The 15,971-nt window shown below is 46.5% G+C and carries 13 protein-coding genes; 8 read left to right on the top strand and 5 right to left on the bottom strand.

Features of this window, described 5'->3' with window-relative positions; genetic code table 11:
• Positions 1-44: 44 nt before the first annotated feature.
• Together ABIE50_RS07010 and yihA are read right to left on the bottom strand one after the other, a co-directional pair.
• Positions 45-635 (bottom strand): RNA polymerase sigma-70 factor, encoded by a 591-nt coding sequence (locus tag ABIE50_RS07010; RefSeq protein ID WP_209866763.1) that lies wholly within the window; start codon positions 633-635, stop codon positions 45-47.
• 111 nt (positions 636-746) lie between these two features.
• Positions 747-1,355, bottom strand: a complete 609-nt coding sequence (gene yihA, locus ABIE50_RS07005; protein ID WP_142683827.1) for a ribosome biogenesis GTP-binding protein YihA/YsxC — start codon at positions 1,353-1,355, stop codon at positions 747-749.
• Between the two features lie 86 nt (positions 1,356-1,441).
• Here yihA and ubiE point away from each other — a divergent pair, with 86 nt between their 5' ends.
• The 5 genes from ubiE (at position 1,442) to ABIE50_RS06980 (ending at position 7,365) form a co-directional block, all read left to right on the top strand.
• The gene (ubiE, locus tag ABIE50_RS07000; RefSeq protein ID WP_209866761.1) at positions 1,442-2,188 is read left to right on the top strand and encodes a bifunctional demethylmenaquinone methyltransferase/2-methoxy-6-polyprenyl-1,4-benzoquinol methylase UbiE; all 747 of its coding nucleotides are present in this window, start codon (positions 1,442-1,444) and stop codon (positions 2,186-2,188) included.
• Complete coding sequence (porT, locus tag ABIE50_RS06995) at positions 2,161-2,859, top strand: type IX secretion/gliding motility protein PorT/SprT (RefSeq protein ID WP_209866760.1); 699 nt, start codon at positions 2,161-2,163, stop codon at positions 2,857-2,859. The genes ubiE and porT overlap by 28 nt, the downstream gene beginning before the upstream one ends.
• An 83-nt stretch (positions 2,860-2,942) precedes the next feature.
• Entirely contained in the window at positions 2,943-4,286 is a 1,344-nt protein-coding gene (locus tag ABIE50_RS06990) for a dihydroorotase (protein ID WP_142683830.1), read from the top strand.
• Between the two features lie 126 nt (positions 4,287-4,412).
• Positions 4,413-5,741 (top strand): MutS-related protein, encoded by a 1,329-nt coding sequence (locus tag ABIE50_RS06985; RefSeq protein ID WP_209866758.1) that lies wholly within the window; start codon positions 4,413-4,415, stop codon positions 5,739-5,741.
• An 85-nt stretch (positions 5,742-5,826) separates the two neighbouring features.
• Positions 5,827-7,365 carry a YifB family Mg chelatase-like AAA ATPase gene (locus ABIE50_RS06980; RefSeq protein WP_209866756.1) on the top strand — a complete coding sequence of 513 codons (1,539 nt, stop codon included), beginning with the start codon at positions 5,827-5,829 and terminating at the stop codon, positions 7,363-7,365.
• A 228-nt stretch (positions 7,366-7,593) separates the two neighbouring features.
• On the opposite strand, the gene fusA2 is transcribed toward ABIE50_RS06980, so the two are convergent.
• Positions 7,594-9,720: an elongation factor G2 gene (gene fusA2, locus ABIE50_RS06975; RefSeq protein ID WP_209866754.1), complete on the bottom strand. Its 2,127-nt coding sequence runs from the start codon at positions 9,718-9,720 to the stop codon at positions 7,594-7,596.
• Positions 9,721-9,871: 151 nt separating this feature from the next.
• Here fusA2 and ABIE50_RS06970 point away from each other — a divergent pair, with 151 nt between their 5' ends.
• The 3 genes from ABIE50_RS06970 to ABIE50_RS06960 all read left to right on the top strand — a co-directional run bounded on the left by ABIE50_RS06970 (position 9,872) and on the right by ABIE50_RS06960 (position 13,039).
• A complete protein-coding gene (locus ABIE50_RS06970; protein ID WP_209866753.1) occupies positions 9,872-11,644 on the top strand; it encodes an ABC transporter ATP-binding protein in 1,773 nt (590 codons plus the stop codon).
• A gap of 42 nt (positions 11,645-11,686) precedes the next feature.
• Complete coding sequence (locus ABIE50_RS06965) at positions 11,687-12,124, top strand: DUF983 domain-containing protein (RefSeq protein WP_142683839.1); 438 nt, start codon at positions 11,687-11,689, stop codon at positions 12,122-12,124.
• 438 nt (positions 12,125-12,562) lie between these two features.
• Positions 12,563-13,039: a hypothetical protein gene (locus ABIE50_RS06960; protein ID WP_209866751.1), complete on the top strand. Its 477-nt coding sequence runs from the start codon at positions 12,563-12,565 to the stop codon at positions 13,037-13,039.
• Positions 13,040-13,054: 15 nt separating this feature from the next.
• On the opposite strand, the gene ABIE50_RS06955 is transcribed toward ABIE50_RS06960, so the two are convergent.
• A complete protein-coding gene (locus tag ABIE50_RS06955; RefSeq protein ID WP_209866750.1) occupies positions 13,055-15,511 on the bottom strand; it encodes a TonB-dependent receptor in 2,457 nt (818 codons plus the stop codon).
• A 71-nt stretch (positions 15,512-15,582) separates the two neighbouring features.
• Complete coding sequence (locus ABIE50_RS06950; RefSeq protein ID WP_209866748.1) at positions 15,583-15,939, bottom strand: hypothetical protein; 357 nt, start codon at positions 15,937-15,939, stop codon at positions 15,583-15,585.
• Positions 15,940-15,971: the final 32 nt, after the last annotated feature.

Here is a 15,971-nt window from a genome sequence, read left to right as displayed (position 1 = left end):
CGATCGGATAACATTAAAAGACGATCGTTCCTGAAAATATTTTTTCAGAAACGGATGATATGGCAAAAGGCGGTAACGATAATCGAAATATCGGCGTGTTGGCAGAGATAGTGTCTTACAAAGCGGGAGGCTTTTACCAGCTGATCTCTCACGGTGTTAACGGAAATGCCCAGCTGATCTGCTATTTCCTGGTTAGAGCAGCCCTGTACTTTGCTCATTCTGAAAATCAGCTGACGCTGGGCCGGTAGCCGGGCAATGGCATTCATTTTAATGACTTCCAGTTGCCTGGTGTAAAGGATATCGTCCATAAGGCCGGTATCTTCTGTATAGATCTGCAGAAAATATTCACGGAATTTCTGGTCATGTACTGCTTTTCTCAGGTAATCAAATACATAATTGCGGGTAGTAGTATAGAGGTAAGATTTGATAGATAGCTCCGGGTTCAGGGTATCTTTTTTTACCCATATCTTCATAAATACTTCCTGAACTGCGTCGGATGCTACTTCCGGTAACCCGCAAAGCTTCATGGTATAGCCATATATGTGATCCCGGTATTTTTCGTATAGCACCCTGAAGGCATCTTCATCCTGCTCTATTATCTTTTTACACAGTATTTCATCTGCGATATCCGGCATTCCAACAGTATTTAAGCAAAAAATACCATCACTGGCTGAGATAAACAAATAAATATAAAAAATTACCCCGGAATACCGGGGTAACAATAATGTGTATATAAGAAAGCATTACTAAGCGATGGCCCGGAATTGTGCATTCAGCTCATCGATGTAAGTGAGGATAGCATCCCTGCCGGTTTTCTTCACGGTAGAAGTAATAAAGTTAGGGGGGAGGAACTGCCAGGTTTCCCTCATTTTATTGAGGAATGCTTTTACATTTTTACTGACTTCCGCCTGGGTACTTTTATCTGCCTTAGTGAACACAAGGCTGAACGGCACATTCCATTCTCCCAGCTGGTTAATAAAATCAATATCAATTTTCTGTGGTTGATGGCGGCTGTCGATCAACACAAATACGCTGGCGAGGTTGGGCCGTTTACGCAGGTAATTTTCGATCATCTGTTCCCACTGGCGGCGCTGCGACAAACTTCTTTTGGCAAATCCGTAGCCGGGCAGGTCTACCAGGTACCAGGCGTTATTGATGGCAAAATGATTAATCATTTGTGTTTTACCCGGTGTTCCGGAAGTTTTGGCCAGTTTTTCATTGTTAGCCAGTATATTGATCAACGAAGATTTACCAACGTTTGAACGGCCGATGAATGCGTATTCCGGCCATATGGGGTTGGGGCATTTCTCCCAACTGGGGCTGCTGATAAGATATTCTGCTGATTTAATAATCATAATGATATTGCTTTGTTCCATTAAAAATCCCGTATCCCTGTTTTTGCATACTGTCACATGACTACATTTCTTTAACTTTGCGCACTATGTCAGAAAATGCAAATGTTCAGAAGATCGTTCCCTTTGAAGGATCAAAATTAAGCAAGAAGGAGCAGATAGCGACCATGTTTGATGATATTGCTTACCGCTACGACTTTCTTAATCACTTTATGTCGCTCGGGATCGACATTATATGGCGCAAAAAGGCACTGGCGTACCTGAAATCGCTTCAGCCCAAACTCATGCTGGACGTGGCTACCGGTACGGGCGACTTTGCTATTATGGCGGAAAAGCGGCTGCATCCCGACAAAATTGTGGGAATTGACATTTCTGAGGGAATGCTGAGCCACGGGCGGGAAAAGATCCTGAAAGCGGGGTTAAGCAACAAAATAACCCTGCAAGCCGGCGATAGCGAAACAATAAGTTTTCCCGATCAAACGTTTGATGCCATAACAGTGGCATTCGGTGTGCGTAATTTTGAGAACCTGGAGAAAGGATTGTCTGAGATGTACAGGGTTTTAAAGCCGGGTGGTAAATTGGTGATACTTGAGTTTTCGAATCCCACAGTTTTTCCTATTAAACAATTATATAATTCGTATTTTCGTTATGTTACTCCCCTGATCGGGAAGTGGGTAGCCAAAAGCCAGGCGGCTTACAGTTACCTGCCGGAATCTGTGAAAGCGTTTCCCCAGGGTGAAGCAATGCGAACTATTTTAACCAATACCCGTTTCCAGGCCGTTACATGCAAAACGCTAACATTCGGCATATGTTCCATTTATTGCGCTACGCGCTGATATTCATTATATTCGGGGTACTTCCTGCAAGGGCGCAAACCCAGATGAATATGTTGGAACACGATGCAAAACCCTATTATTTTGGTATTACGCTGGCCGCAAACCAGTCGTATTTCAAACTGGAGCATTCCCCCGCTTTCCTGGCCGATGACTCTATAATGATAGCGGAGCCGCTGAAAACTATGGGGTTTAACCTGGGGCTGCTGGCCAATGCCAGGCTGAGTGAGCATTTTGACCTGCGCTTCAACCCGCAGCTTATATTTGCTTCCAAAAACCTTTACTACCGGGAGACTTACCCGAAACCCCAGGATACGGATAAAAAGATCGAGTCTATATTACTGAGCTTCCCCCTGCAGATCAAGTTTAAATCAGACCGCATAGGCAATATGCGCGTTTATACTATTGCGGGCCTTAAATATGATTATGACCTTGCTTCCAATGCCCGTTTACGCCGGGCAGAAGATCTTGTAAAGATCAGGAAGAGCGATTATGGCTATGAAGCCGGCGCCGGCTTTGAATTTTATTTCGAGAGCTTCATTTTTGCCCCGGAGTTTAAGATCAGCAACGGTTTTGGCAATGTACACGTGAAAGACCCCAACCTGCGGTATTCCAATGTGGTGGAGAAACTGCAATCAAGAATGATCGTGTTTTCGATTCATTTGGAGGGATAGATCTATGATCGCCTCCGGCGGCTTGTCTTGTTCAGGATCAGACTGATCAACCGTGATTACGCTGATTTTTTTACCTTTGCGCCATGCAAAACTACCTCATCAGGAATATAGCCGTGGTAAACGAAGGGCGCACCACGGTACAGGATGTATGGATCAAAGACCACCGCATTGAAAAAATAGCGCCAAATATCACCATCAGCGGTAACTACACTGAAATTAACGGGGAAGGCAAACACCTGTTACCGGGCGTTATAGACGACCAGGTGCATTTCCGGGAACCGGGCTTAACCCATAAAGCCAATATTTATACTGAAGCGCGCGCTGCAGTAGCCGGCGGTACCACCAGCTTTATGGAAATGCCCAATACCAAACCAGCTGCGCTCACACAGGAACTGCTGGAAGATAAATACAGCATTGCCCAACAACATTCGCTGGCCAACTACTCCTTCTTTATGGGAGCCGCCAATGATAATGTGGAAGAAATACTGAAAACAAACGCCAAAAAAGAAAGTGTTTGCGGCGTAAAAATATTCATGGGGTCTTCCACCGGCAACATGCTGGTAGATAACTACCTCACCCTAGAAACCGTATTTTCGAACAGTGAGTTGCTGATCGCCACCCATTGCGAAGATGAAAAAATTATCCGCGCCAACATGGAAGCCTACCAGCGGGAAAAAGGGGATCGCCTCACCGCAGCGGATCATCCGTTGATACGCAACGTAGAAGCCTGTTTTGAATCTTCCCTGGTAGCGATCCAGTTTGCACAAAAACACAATGCCCGCCTGCATATCCTGCATATCTCCACAGCAAGGGAGCTCCAGCTGTTTGGTAATATGCTGCCGCTGGCTGAAAAACGGATTACGGCAGAAGTATGTGTTCATCACCTTCACTTCACCGCAGATGATTATGCCCAATATGGCAACCTGATCAAATGCAACCCTGCCATTAAATCAGCCGACAACAAAACCGCACTCTGGCAGGGACTCCTGGACGACCGGCTGGATATTATTGCCACCGATCATGCCCCCCACACCTGGGAGGAAAAACAACAGCCTTACCTGCAGGCCCCTTCCGGCGTTCCGCTGGTGCAACACAGCCTGCTGCTGATGCTGGAATATGTAAAGAAAGGTAACCTCTCCCTGGAAAAAGTGGTGGAGAAAATGAGCCATGCTCCCGCTATCTGCTTCCAGATAAAGGAAAGAGGGTTTCTGAGAGAAGGATATTATGCCGATTGCGTAATAGTGGATCTGCAGGACCAGACCAATGTTACCAAAGAGAATATTCATTATAAATGCGCCTGGAGCCCGTTTGAAGGTCATACTTTCCCGGCTGCGGTAACACATACTTTTGTAAGCGGCCACCTCGCCTATGCCAACGGCGTTTTTAATGAGAACGTATTGGGGCAGCGACTGGCCTTCAGCCGATAATATTTTTGCTACCGTAAATGCAGCCGGGATGGCTGCATTTACGGTAATGCCGGCACAGCCTTTCAATTCTTATGGAATTTTTCTATCCTTGCATCTTCCACCGTATATTCACCAAAAAGATGCTGCATGCAACTGGACAAAACATCCTACTACGACCTGTCTATTTTTAACCGCGACGAAGAATTCTCCCTGTTCCACCGCCTTGATTTCACTACCACAGCCGGCGGCCGTGAATACCTGCGGCAACTCTACAGCAATCCTTTATCCGATATCAATGCCATTAAGAACAGGCAGCGTGCATTGCAATACATCCTGGAACGGGAGAGCAACTGGCCGTCTATCATCTCCAACGGAACCATAGTAGTGGTGGAAAACTATATGGATGCGCAGATTGAGCCTATTTCCAGTACCGAAGGCATTGCTTTATACCTTCATGCGGTACTCAATAAAACTATCTATGCGCCTGATTATGGCTATATCAAATTCTCTTTCACGCAACTGGTAATATTACTGAAAGGCTTCCGCACATTTATCAATGCCTTCAATTCCGATGAAACGCCAACTGTGCTGAAAGTGTTGCTGGACAGGGCACAGCAGCTGCTCACCAAAAAAGAATTTTATGATATTTTAAAAGCTGATGAAGAAGGCAAGCTGAATTTTGTAGAGATCCTCCGTTATGATAATTATATCCGGAAGAAACATAGGAAAGTGATCCAGGAACTGGTAACCCTTTACCAGCAGCTGGATGCCTTCTATGCGATGGCCAAGGCCATTAAGCATTTCAACCTGCAGTTCCCTGTTTTTTCCGGCAGCAGCAGACCGGTTATTAAAGCCACACAACTTTATCATATCATTCTTCCCGAGCCCGTGGCATATGATGTAAAGCTCGATGAAGCAGCTCATTTCATGTTTCTTACCGGCGCCAATATGGCCGGCAAAACTACCTTTATCAAAGCCGCAGGAGTGGCCGTGTTCCTGGCACATATAGGCATGGGCGTGCCTGCAAAAGATATGGAGCTGAGCTTCTTTCACGGCATCTTCAGTAACATCCAGGTACAGGATAATATTTTTAAGGGAGAAAGTTATTTTTACAGTGAAGTACAACGCATCAAAAATACCATCCTTCAAATCAGCAACGGTAAAAACTGGCTGGTACTGATCGATGAAATGTTTAAAGGCACTAATGTGGAAGACGCCCGGAATTGTTCCCTGGCCGTGATCAGGGGGTTCCTTCAAAGCACCAACTGCCTGTTCATCCTTTCCACACACCTGTATGAAGTAGCGGAAGAACTGAGCAATGAAAAACGGATCCAGTTCAAGTATTTTGAGTCGACCGTTATTGATGATGACCTTCATTTTACTTACCTGCTGAAAGATGGAATCGCCAAAGAAAAAATTGGTTACCTGATCCTTAAAAGAGAGAAGGTACTGGATCTGCTTACGCAGATAAAATAACAGGAAGCATTTAACTGCCGGGAGCTTAACAACGTTTTCCAACAGTTAAATGCTTATATTCGTACCTGTTAACCCAGATATCCATATGATTGTTAAAACCTACGGCAGCGCCATCCTTGGCGTAAATGCCATTACCATTACCATAGAGGTAAATGTATCTTCCAAAGGCAATAAATTATTCATTGTCGGACTGCCGGACAATGCTGTAAAGGAAAGCGAACGGCGTATAGAGTCCACTATCCAGTGCATGGGACTGCGCATGCCCAGAACGCGGACCGTGGTAAATATGGCGCCTGCGGCTATACGCAAGGCCGGCGCAGCGTACGACCTGCCCATTGCCGCCGGTATTATTGCCGCTTCCGGGCAGGTATCGCCCATTCACCTGGAGCACTATGTGCTTATGGGAGAGCTTTCGCTGGATGGCACCATCCAGCCTGTTAAAGGCGCGCTGCCCATAGCTATGCAGGCGTTGAAAGACGGCTTCCGGGGCTTTATACTGCCCAAACAAAATGCACTGGAAGCGGCTATGGTGGATGGTTTGAAAGTATATGGCATTTCACATATTTCCGAAGCCATTAACTTTTTGAATGATCCTGGTAGTCTTACGCCTGTTTCAGCACGGCGTGATGAGTTCTATTCCACGCAGGCCGGCTTCAGTATGGATTTCAGTGAAGTTAAAGGCCAGCAACAGATCAAGCGTGCCCTTGAAATTGCCGCTGCCGGTGGTCACAACGCAATACTGATAGGACCGCCCGGAGCCGGCAAAACCATGCTGGCAAAGCGACTGCCTACCATACTGCCGCCACTCACCTTACAGGAAGCACTGGAAACCACTAAAATTCATTCCGTGGCCGGTAAGTTGCCGGAGCACACTTCACTGATCACCCACCGCCCGTTCCGTTCCCCGCATCACACCATCAGTGATGCCGCATTGGTAGGCGGCGGCAGCATCCCGCAGCCGGGAGAGATTTCACTGGCACATCACGGTGTACTGTTCCTTGATGAGCTGCCTGAGTTTAAACGGAAGGTGCTGGAAGTAATGCGGCAACCGGTAGAAGAAAGAAGAGTGACCATTTCCCGGGCAAGAACGGCTATCGACTTTCCCGCCAGTTTCATGTTGCTGGCATCTATGAATCCCTGTCCCTGCGGTTATTTCAACCATCCGGATAAGGAATGTTCCTGTGCTCCCGGGCAGGTACAGGAATACCTGAATAAAGTATCGGGGCCGCTGCTGGATCGTATAGACCTCCACGTGGAAGTAACGCCGGTGAAGTTTGCGGACCTGTCGTCGACCAATGCCGCAGAGAAAAGTACGTATATACGTGAACGTGTGATTGCTGCGAGGGCTATCCAGGCCAGCAGGTTTGCCGCTTATGAAGGGATTTACTGCAATGCGCAAATGCATAGCCGCCTGCTGGCAACGGTGTGCGTGATCAGTGATAAATGCAGGGAACAACTGGGGCAGGCCATGGAGAAACTAAAGCTATCCGCCCGTGCTTACGACCGGATACTGAAAGTAAGCAGAACAATTGCCGACCTTGAAGGAAGTCGTAGCGTAGAACCTGTGCATATGGCCGAAGCCATACAGTTCAGAAGCCTTGACAGGGAAAATTGGGGGAACTAAGTTAGGACAGGGTGAAAAGAATACAGTAAAATCCAAAATTATAACCAACATAATCCTGGGTACAAATAAACACTGCTGGGAATGTGGCCTATGGTGGCATTGATGCAAAGCAGCAATGTTCCTTTCACCATTCGGCCAACAAAAGTTCGGCAGGAGCAATCTTCCCTGCAATTATCAGGCGATTACATCCAGGTCTTCTTCCTGAAATGAAATCCGCGCCTGTGGCGGTTACACACCCAGATCTTCTTTATAACTTTCACTCAGTTTCCGCTGCATTTCTGCGGGAACGGGCGCGTATTCGGCGAACCGGGACTTTAGCTTGGCTTTGCCCTGGGTAACATTACGCAGCGCTGCAAACAGCTTGTCTATTTCCGCCTGTGGCGTTCGTGCTTTGATAACCTGGTAACCATTCAGTGTATCCATTCCCGTTATAATGCTCCGATGCGTTTGCAGTTCGCTCATAATATCGCCCATCATAACATCCGGAGCCACCGCCTCCAGGTCGTAAACCGGCTCCAGCAGCTGCGGGGCCGCCTGGTGGAAGGCTTCGCGGAAAGCCATCATCCCGGCTATTTTAAAGGAAATATCGTTACTGTCCACCGGGTGCATTTTACCATCGTATACGCTCACACGTATATCGCGTACGTACGAGCCGGTAAGTGGCCCTTCCTGCATTTTCTCCATCACCCCTTTGAGAATGGATGGCAGGAAGCGGCTATCAATAGCGCCCCCTACGATACAGTTGTTGAATACCAGTTTGCCGCCCCAGTTCAACGCTATCTCTTCAGATTCGCGCACGGTGTGCTCTTTATAGGGCGGCATACCCTCATACCAGGGCTCTATTTTCATAAATACCTCTCCGAACTGGCCCGCGCCACCGGATTGCTTTTTATGGCGATAGGAAGCCTGGGCAGGCTTCTGAATGGTTTCACGGTAGGGTATTTTTGCCGCATGGAATGCCACCTGCATTTTATAAATATTTTCGAGCCGCCATTTGGTAACAAGTAAATGCAGTTCTCCCTGTCCGTGGAGGATCACCTGTTTCAGTTCCCGGTTAAACTCCACAATCAGCGTCGGGTCTTCCATGTGAATTTCCGCCAGTACCTCGCTGAGCTTTTCATCGTCGGCCTTGTTCTTCGCTTCAATGGCTACACGCACTTTAGGGACAGGAAAATCGATAGGAGCAATTTGCCCGGGGAAATTTTTCTCTGCCAGTGTCTGATTGGTGACCGTGTTTTTCATTTTCAGTGTGCAGCCTATATCCCCCGCCCGGAGGCGTTCTATATTATTGCGGTTTTTCCCGTCTGCAATAAACAGCTGGCTGATACGCTCGGTAGTATTGCCTGCTTCGTTGAACAGCTCCATACCGCCTTTTACTTCTCCCGACATCACTTTAAAATAGGTAAGTCTGCCGATATGCGGCTCCTGTAAAGTTTTAAAAACAAATAATCCCGCCGGACCTGCAGGATCACAGGGAACAGATTTGCCTCCGGTAGTGGTTTCCGCAGGCATTTCCACTGCACCGGGGGCTACATTATCGATAAATCCCATCAGGCGGCCGCTGCCCATATTATTTTTAGCGGATAAGCAGAACAGGGGAAATACATGATGATTGAGCATACCTATCTTGATACCCTGGCGAAGCTCATCTTCATCAAGACTACCTTTTTCAAAATACAGCTCCATCAGGGTATCATCATTTTCAGCGGCTTTCTCCACCAGCTCATTGTGCAGCTTATCAGCCCTTTCCCTTTCGCTATCGGGGATGGGGAGTTTTTCGGGTTTACCACCACTTTCCGGGAAGCGGTACATAGTCATTTTCAGCAGATCGATGATGGCATTGAACCCGGGACCGGTATTAACGGGATACTGCATAATAGTAACAGGGCTGCCGAGCACCCGAACGGCATCTTCCACTGTTTTATTAAAGTTGGCGAGTTCCGCATCCAGCTGATTAACGGCCAGTATGGTGGGTTTCCGGTATTTATCCACATAATCCCATACCAGCTCCGTTCCCACTTCTACCCCGTATTGGGCATTAAGCAGGAGAACAGCTGTATCAGATACGCGGATGGCTGCAATTACCTCCCCTATGAAATCTTCCAGTCCGGGGGTGTCTATAATATTGATCTTATAATCTTTCCATTCAGTGTGCATCAGGGTAGCATATACGGAGTTTCCCCGTTCATGCTCAATATCGTGGTAGTCGGACACGGTATTTTTCTCTTCAATTGAGCCTCGTTTACTGATGATGCCGGCTTCAAATAACATGGTTTCAGAGAGGGTAGTTTTGCCGCTTTTGGGTGCACCTAACAGTACGATGTTTTTGATATGTTTTTCATCATACGTTTTCATATGTGGAGATTTATTTAGATAATAGATATCTCACCTGTGTCTTTACAAAGAACTTAATATTAAGTTAGCGTTTTTTGACTAAAATAGCCAGTACTTTTCCCCGAAATATGTGGCAACATACAGTAACTTTGCACCTCAGGAAAACGGATATATGAAACTATTACTGCATTATTTGAAGAGATATAAATGGTTGGTCGTATTAGCAATGGCTCTGGCCAGTATTAACCAGCTTTTCTCACTGATGGACCCTATGATCTTCGGATGGATCATTGACAGGTTCGCTTCTCATCCAAAAACTTTTAAAGACGGGCTATTCCGGCCGGAGAACGAGTACCTTACAGGGGTACTGTTACTGGTGGCCGCAGCCATAGGTGTGGCAATGGTGTCCAGGATAGCCAAGGCTTTCCAGGATTACTTTGTGAATGTTATTGTGCAGAAATTCGGCGCCCAGGTGTATACCGATGGGTTGAAACACTCACTCCGCCTGCCTTACCAGCAGTTCGAAGACCAGCGCAGTGGTGAAACGCTGGCTATCCTCCAGAAGGTACGGGTTGACTGTGAAAAATTCATAACCGCCTTTGTAAACGTGCTTTTTGTATCGCTGATAGGTGTGGTATTTGTGATGGTATACGCCATCACGGTGCACTGGAGCCTGCCTTTTGTGTACCTCACCGGCTGTATCCTGCTAACCATCCTTATGAGTGTACTGAGCAGGAAAATCAAGGTGATACAGAAAACAATTGTAAAGGAAACCACCGCACTGGCAGGATCTACCACAGAATCACTCCGGAACATCGAGCTGGTAAAGAGCCTGGGCCTCTCCAATCAGGAGATCAGGCGCTTAAACTCCACTACCATGAAGATCCTGTTACTGGAGCTGAAAAAAGTGCGGAGCATCCGCAGTATCAGTTTTGTACAGGGCACTTTTGTGAACCTGATGCGCTCAGCCATCCTGTTCCTGCTCCTGTTTTACATTTACCGTGATGTAGTGAGCATAGGACAGCTGATGACACTACAGCTGTATTCCTTCTTCATTTTCGGGCCGCTACAGGAACTTGGCAATATTATCCTGAATTACCGCGAGGCACAGGTGTCGCTGCTGAATTTCCAGAGCATCCTGAACACGCCGGTAGAGGAAATGCCCGCCAACCCTGTAAAGGTGACGCATATTGATGAACTGCTGTTCAAACAGGTAGGGTTTAAACACCTCACTGCGGCCACCAAAGCCCTGGATAAGGTGAACTTCTCCGTAAATGTAGGGGAAACCATTGCTTTCGTAGGACCCTCAGGATCCGGTAAAACCACGCTGGTAAAGCTGTTGGTTGGCTTGTACAAACCAAATGAAGGGCATATTTACTACAACGGGGTAGATGCCAACGACGTAGACATGGAAGACCTGCGCCATCAGGTAGGTTTTGTTACGCAGGATACCCAGCTTTTTGCAGGCACCATCCGCGAAAACCTGTTATTTGTAAATCCCGGAGCCAGCGATGCAGACATCATGGAAGCCCTGGATAAAGCCTCCTGCTATTCCTTACTGGCCAGGGCCGACAAAGGACTTGAAACAGTAATTGGTGAAGGCGGCATTAAAATTTCCGGCGGTGAAAAACAACGTTTATCCATTGCCAGGGCACTGCTGCGAAAACCACGCCTGCTGGTATTTGATGAAGCTACATCAGCGCTGGATTCCATTACAGAAGAAGAAATTACCAAAACGGTACGTGAAGTAACGGCCACCAAGCAACATATTACCGTGATGATTGCACACCGCCTCAGCACTATTATGCATGCCGACCGTATTTATGTACTGGAAAAAGGACATATCGTAGAAGTGGGCAAACATGCAGACCTGGTGGCTGAAAAAGGCCTGTATTATGCCATGTGGAGACAACAGATCGGCGAGCGCAAAACAGAAGCGGTATAGTGCGCTTTGGGTGACTAAGAAGTAATTGATTAATTTTGTAAGATGAGTACACAACAGCCCAGGCGCCCTAATTATTTTGTTAGCATGCTGACTATGAAATGCCCCAGATGCAGGAAAGGAGATATGTTCAGGGATCAGAACCCGTTTCACCTCAGGTTTTCGAAGATCTTCAACATGTACGATAACTGCCCTGTATGCGGACAGAAATATGAGCTGGAAACGGGCTTCTGGTTTGGAACAGGCTATGTTAGTTATGCTTTATCAGTGGCGTTCAGTGTATTTAACCTGATCTGGTTCTGGTTGTTTTTTGGATTAACCTGGAGAGATAACAGCATTTTTATATGGCTTGGCGTGAACGGGGTGTTGCTGGTGCTTATACAACCATGGCTGATGCGGTTGTCCAGAGCTATTTATCTGTATTTCTTTGTATACTATGATGAGGAAACGGCAAAGCTGAATAAGCCCACACATCAACATTAAAATAAGATAACCGAAAAAAATATGGGGCTGTGAAAACAGCCCCTTTCTTTTTCAACCAAAATCTGAACCAATGGTGGTCAGAAAAATCTTAATACAAAAACCAATTTTTGAAAACTGAGGGAACTGTTCCTCCTGGCAGGACATTCAATCTGACACTTACTTAAGTAATGATCCTCTAAACTACAAAATCTATCAATATTTCAACTAAATTTTTACATCAATGGTAAAACCAGGCGGTATTTGTACCGGAAAAACGATTTTACTTATCAAGCCCGCCTGCAGGGAGTTTGCCTCCGGCCCTGTAAAATTATACAAATCATCAAATATTATAATGTTATTGCTATAATTAATACATAAGTAACCTTTATATATAGTCGGTGGACAATGACCGGTTCCATAAAATTTAATAGCTTTATCTTTTCAAATAAGTTACTCATCGTGCAAAGAACCTTATTACTGCTCCCTGTGTTAATACTGAGCTGCAAGCAGCCGGCCACCAAAACCTCTTCCGGAGCTGCTTCTGCTGCTATATCGGATGTACAGGCGGAGCCAGCGCCCTTTACCCTTACCAGTGGAAATATTAACAGCGATAGCGCCATATTTGAGGCGGCGGGGATAACTGCATCTATTGCCAATTCCGGAACAGGTATGCAAACCATTCATATTACCAGGGAAGGCAGGCGGCTGATCAATTATATGCGGGCTATAGATACCAGCGATACCGTTATCCCCGTCCCCCAACTGATAATAACGGGAACGGATACTGCAGTAGGAATCAATACAATACCTGCAACATCCCGGAAGATCTTCTTTAAAATAAAAAATAACAAGGCTACCTATACCAGGATAGCAGATTCCGTAAAAGAAACAGCAACCGGCATAAAAAAAGCCCCTGCGGATGCAGGAGCCTTTTAAAAGAAACCATTAACACTATTTAAAATCAATCGGGATTGCGAGTTTCACACTGAAATTCCGGCCAACATTATATACACCAGATCTGCCGGTTACCTCATTGATGGGCGCATATTTCAACCTGCTCAGGTGATTCTGGTAAGCCACATCTGTTAAGTTATTGACTGCGAAATGCAGGGAGAACAATGTTTTATTCTTCCTGTTTACAAAATCACTGCCCAACCCGGCGTTAAAGAGAGTATAACCGGAAGTGGGGGTTTCTGTTTCATAAGCAGAGAACACGTCATTCTGTGCAAAATTCAGATCCATCTGCACACCTATATAGGCATTCTTCAGCGGGCTTTTTCCTACGTTCTTAAATCTTCCCTTTAATTCAGACAACCAGTGTGCTGCCGGGATATTAGGAAGATATTTCGTAGAGTCGGAACTGTTAGCAGTAGTAGCTCTTACATAAGAAAAAGTGTTCTCAAAATGGAGCCAGTCGATCGGGTGCGGGTGAATATCCAGCATCAGCTCTCCACCATAAAGGTTGGCATCTGTTTGCTGATATTTAAACGCAGCATATCCTTCATCGTTATCTGTGGCAGGAATGGAGTCCGTGCCGGCTGCATTGAACAGTTTGCGGGAGAAGATGAAGTTATTGATATGGTTGTAAAACAGGCTGGCCGACAGGGAAACGTGTTCGGTGTTAAAATCCACGCCCGCATCTACCTGTGTGCTTACCTCCGGTTTGAGATCCTGGTTGCCATATTCATACTTGATGGTTCCTTCATGCACGCCGTTGGCGGAAAGTTCTGCAATGTTCGGAGCGCGGAAACCTCTTGCTGCATTGAGCTTCAGCACCACCTGATCACTGGCCTCATAGCTGAGCCCAACGCTGGCGGATACATTATTGAAGTTGCGCTTAAAGGCGTCAAACTTTGTATCACCGGTATTGGCAGGTTTGCCATCTGCGTCCAGAAGCAGTGATTTGGAATTCAACGAGCGGTTATCGAAACGTACGCCTCCGGTCAGGGTGAGCTTATTGAATGTTTTGCTGGTTACTGCAAATGCGCCAAAATCGAACAGGTCGTATGCGGGGATCAGGAATTCTTCTCCTTTATTCTGATTGGTTTGCTGCATCCCATTTACACCTACGGTTGTTTGCCAGCCGTTCATTTCGGGCAGGTAATACTTCAACGCATAGTTAAAAGTTTGCAGGTGCAGGTACAGTTCCGGTGTAGATGGCGCCAGCACATCGCCAAATTCGCGGCGCTGGTTCAGCTGATATCCCAGAGTAAGACCAATACGGCCACCATTATGCAGGTACAGGCTATTGTCCCATACTATTTTCTGGTGATTGATCTGCTGCTTGGGCACCGTCATACTGTAGGATTTATTATCGCTGCCAGTTACCGGTACTTCTTCCTCTGTGCCGTTGTTATTGATCAGTTTCACAAAATCGCCGTTGCTGTCGCGGTCACCTTCTACCAGGCCCAAGTGCTGGTTAAAGGATGAGAAGGAAAGGTGAGAATATCCCCATTGCTTGTTGATACCGATATTAGCGCCGAAGTTGGTATTGTTAAAGCGGGAATTAAATACGTAGCCGTCGTATTTATTTTTATAATCGTGCGCTTGCTTTTGTGTAACGAAGGCGCCCCAGCTAAAGCCATTGTTATTACCGGCAATATCTGCATGGTATGCCATCAGCCCGTTATTGGTCTGATAGTTGGCTTCCACATTACCTTTTATTTTTCCCAAAGGCAGCGGTGCCGGCGGAACAATGTTCACCACACCTGCCAGCGCATCAGATCCATAGATCAGGGAAGCCGGGCCTTTCAGTACTTCTATCCTGCTTACATTGTAGTCGTCTATTTCGATACCGTGCTCATCTCCCCATTGCTGGCCTTCCTGGCGCACACCGTCTCCTACTACCACTACTCGGTTATAACCAAGACCGCGGATAAAAGGTTTGGAGATAGCTGGCCCGGTAGAGAGTTGTGTAACACCCGGCACTTTTGCTATCGCATCTATAATATTTGTAGAGATGTTGTCGTCGAGATAATCGCGGCGGATCACGCTGATGGGCGTAGGTGTTTTCCTGGCAGATGTAGCCAGGTTGGCGCCTGTGATAACGATTTCATTTTTTTCTATCAGTGTTTCACCAAGCTCGAAATCCTGGGTGGTAGCGCCAGATATCGCTACAGGAGCGCTATAAGCGGCATAACCGATGTAGTGTACATCTACCACATATTTTCCTTTTGGCAGATTTTTGATGGTATAATTTCCCTGTGCATCGGCAGCAGCGCCCACGCGAAGATCCGGCAGGTAAACTGTAGCGCCCGGCAGTGGCATATGGGTTGACTTGTCCACTACTTTACCGGTCAGTGAATTTGAATATTCCCCATCTTCGGGGTTAGTACCGGCATAGGCAGCTGGTAACGCCAGTAACATTACACTCCAAAGCCCGAGTATAAATACACGCAAATAATGCATATCTGAAAAGTATAGAATCTGTAAAAATGAATACCCAACGTGAACAGGTGGTTCACGCTGCAATAAAAAAGCTAGGCCAGGGAGGCAGGCGGTGCTCTGGGTGTGAGATTGAAGTATGGTACGTGAGTGGTTTCCGGTAACGTAAGCGGTGAAAATATCCAGATTACTTTTTGGACCGGTGGTATGTATATAGTAACAAATAACTCGTAGGGCTCTACGCCAATCTGCAGAAAATCGCAGTGCCGGTGTTGTTCAGAGATGCTAAGCCCGCCATGTTGATGGAGGGCGTCTGCCGTATCGTGGTGACCTGCAAATTCGTGTATAAACTCCCTTGGGACGGTATTTACAATAAATACTCCCAGGAGAATAATTGCTAATATTTTATGCAGATAGCGTTTGTACACGGAGGCAAAGGTAGCAAAATCCATCTATTTGCAACAGCGTTGCACGAATATTAATG

This window comes from Chitinophaga sp. OAE865 (assembly GCF_040546735.1).
Taxonomy (GTDB): domain Bacteria; phylum Bacteroidota; class Bacteroidia; order Chitinophagales; family Chitinophagaceae; genus Chitinophaga; species Chitinophaga polysaccharea_A.
Note: the sequence above shows the minus strand (reverse complement) of the source record. Positions and strands in the feature narration are given on the sequence as shown.

Bases quoted from the DNA above. Each gene is read 5' to 3' on its own strand.
- ABIE50_RS07010 (WP_209866763.1), bottom strand. From the start codon at position 635: ATGCCGGATATCGCAGATGAAATACTGTGTAAAAAGATAATAGAGCAG.
- yihA (WP_142683827.1), bottom strand. From the start codon at position 1,355: ATGATTATTAAATCAGCAGAATATCTTATCAGCAGCCCCAGTTGGGAG.
- ubiE (WP_209866761.1), top strand. From the start codon at position 1,442: ATGTCAGAAAATGCAAATGTTCAGAAGATCGTTCCCTTTGAAGGATCA.
- porT (WP_209866760.1), top strand. From the start codon at position 2,161: ATGTTCCATTTATTGCGCTACGCGCTGATATTCATTATATTCGGGGTA.
- ABIE50_RS06990 (WP_142683830.1), top strand. From the start codon at position 2,943: ATGCAAAACTACCTCATCAGGAATATAGCCGTGGTAAACGAAGGGCGC.
- ABIE50_RS06985 (WP_209866758.1), top strand. From the start codon at position 4,413: ATGCAACTGGACAAAACATCCTACTACGACCTGTCTATTTTTAACCGC.
- ABIE50_RS06980 (WP_209866756.1), top strand. From the start codon at position 5,827: ATGATTGTTAAAACCTACGGCAGCGCCATCCTTGGCGTAAATGCCATT.
- fusA2 (WP_209866754.1), bottom strand. From the start codon at position 9,720: ATGAAAACGTATGATGAAAAACATATCAAAAACATCGTACTGTTAGGT.
- ABIE50_RS06970 (WP_209866753.1), top strand. From the start codon at position 9,872: ATGAAACTATTACTGCATTATTTGAAGAGATATAAATGGTTGGTCGTA.
- ABIE50_RS06965 (WP_142683839.1), top strand. From the start codon at position 11,687: ATGAGTACACAACAGCCCAGGCGCCCTAATTATTTTGTTAGCATGCTG.
- ABIE50_RS06955 (WP_209866750.1), bottom strand. From the start codon at position 15,511: ATGCATTATTTGCGTGTATTTATACTCGGGCTTTGGAGTGTAATGTTA.
- ABIE50_RS06950 (WP_209866748.1), bottom strand. From the start codon at position 15,939: ATGGATTTTGCTACCTTTGCCTCCGTGTACAAACGCTATCTGCATAAA.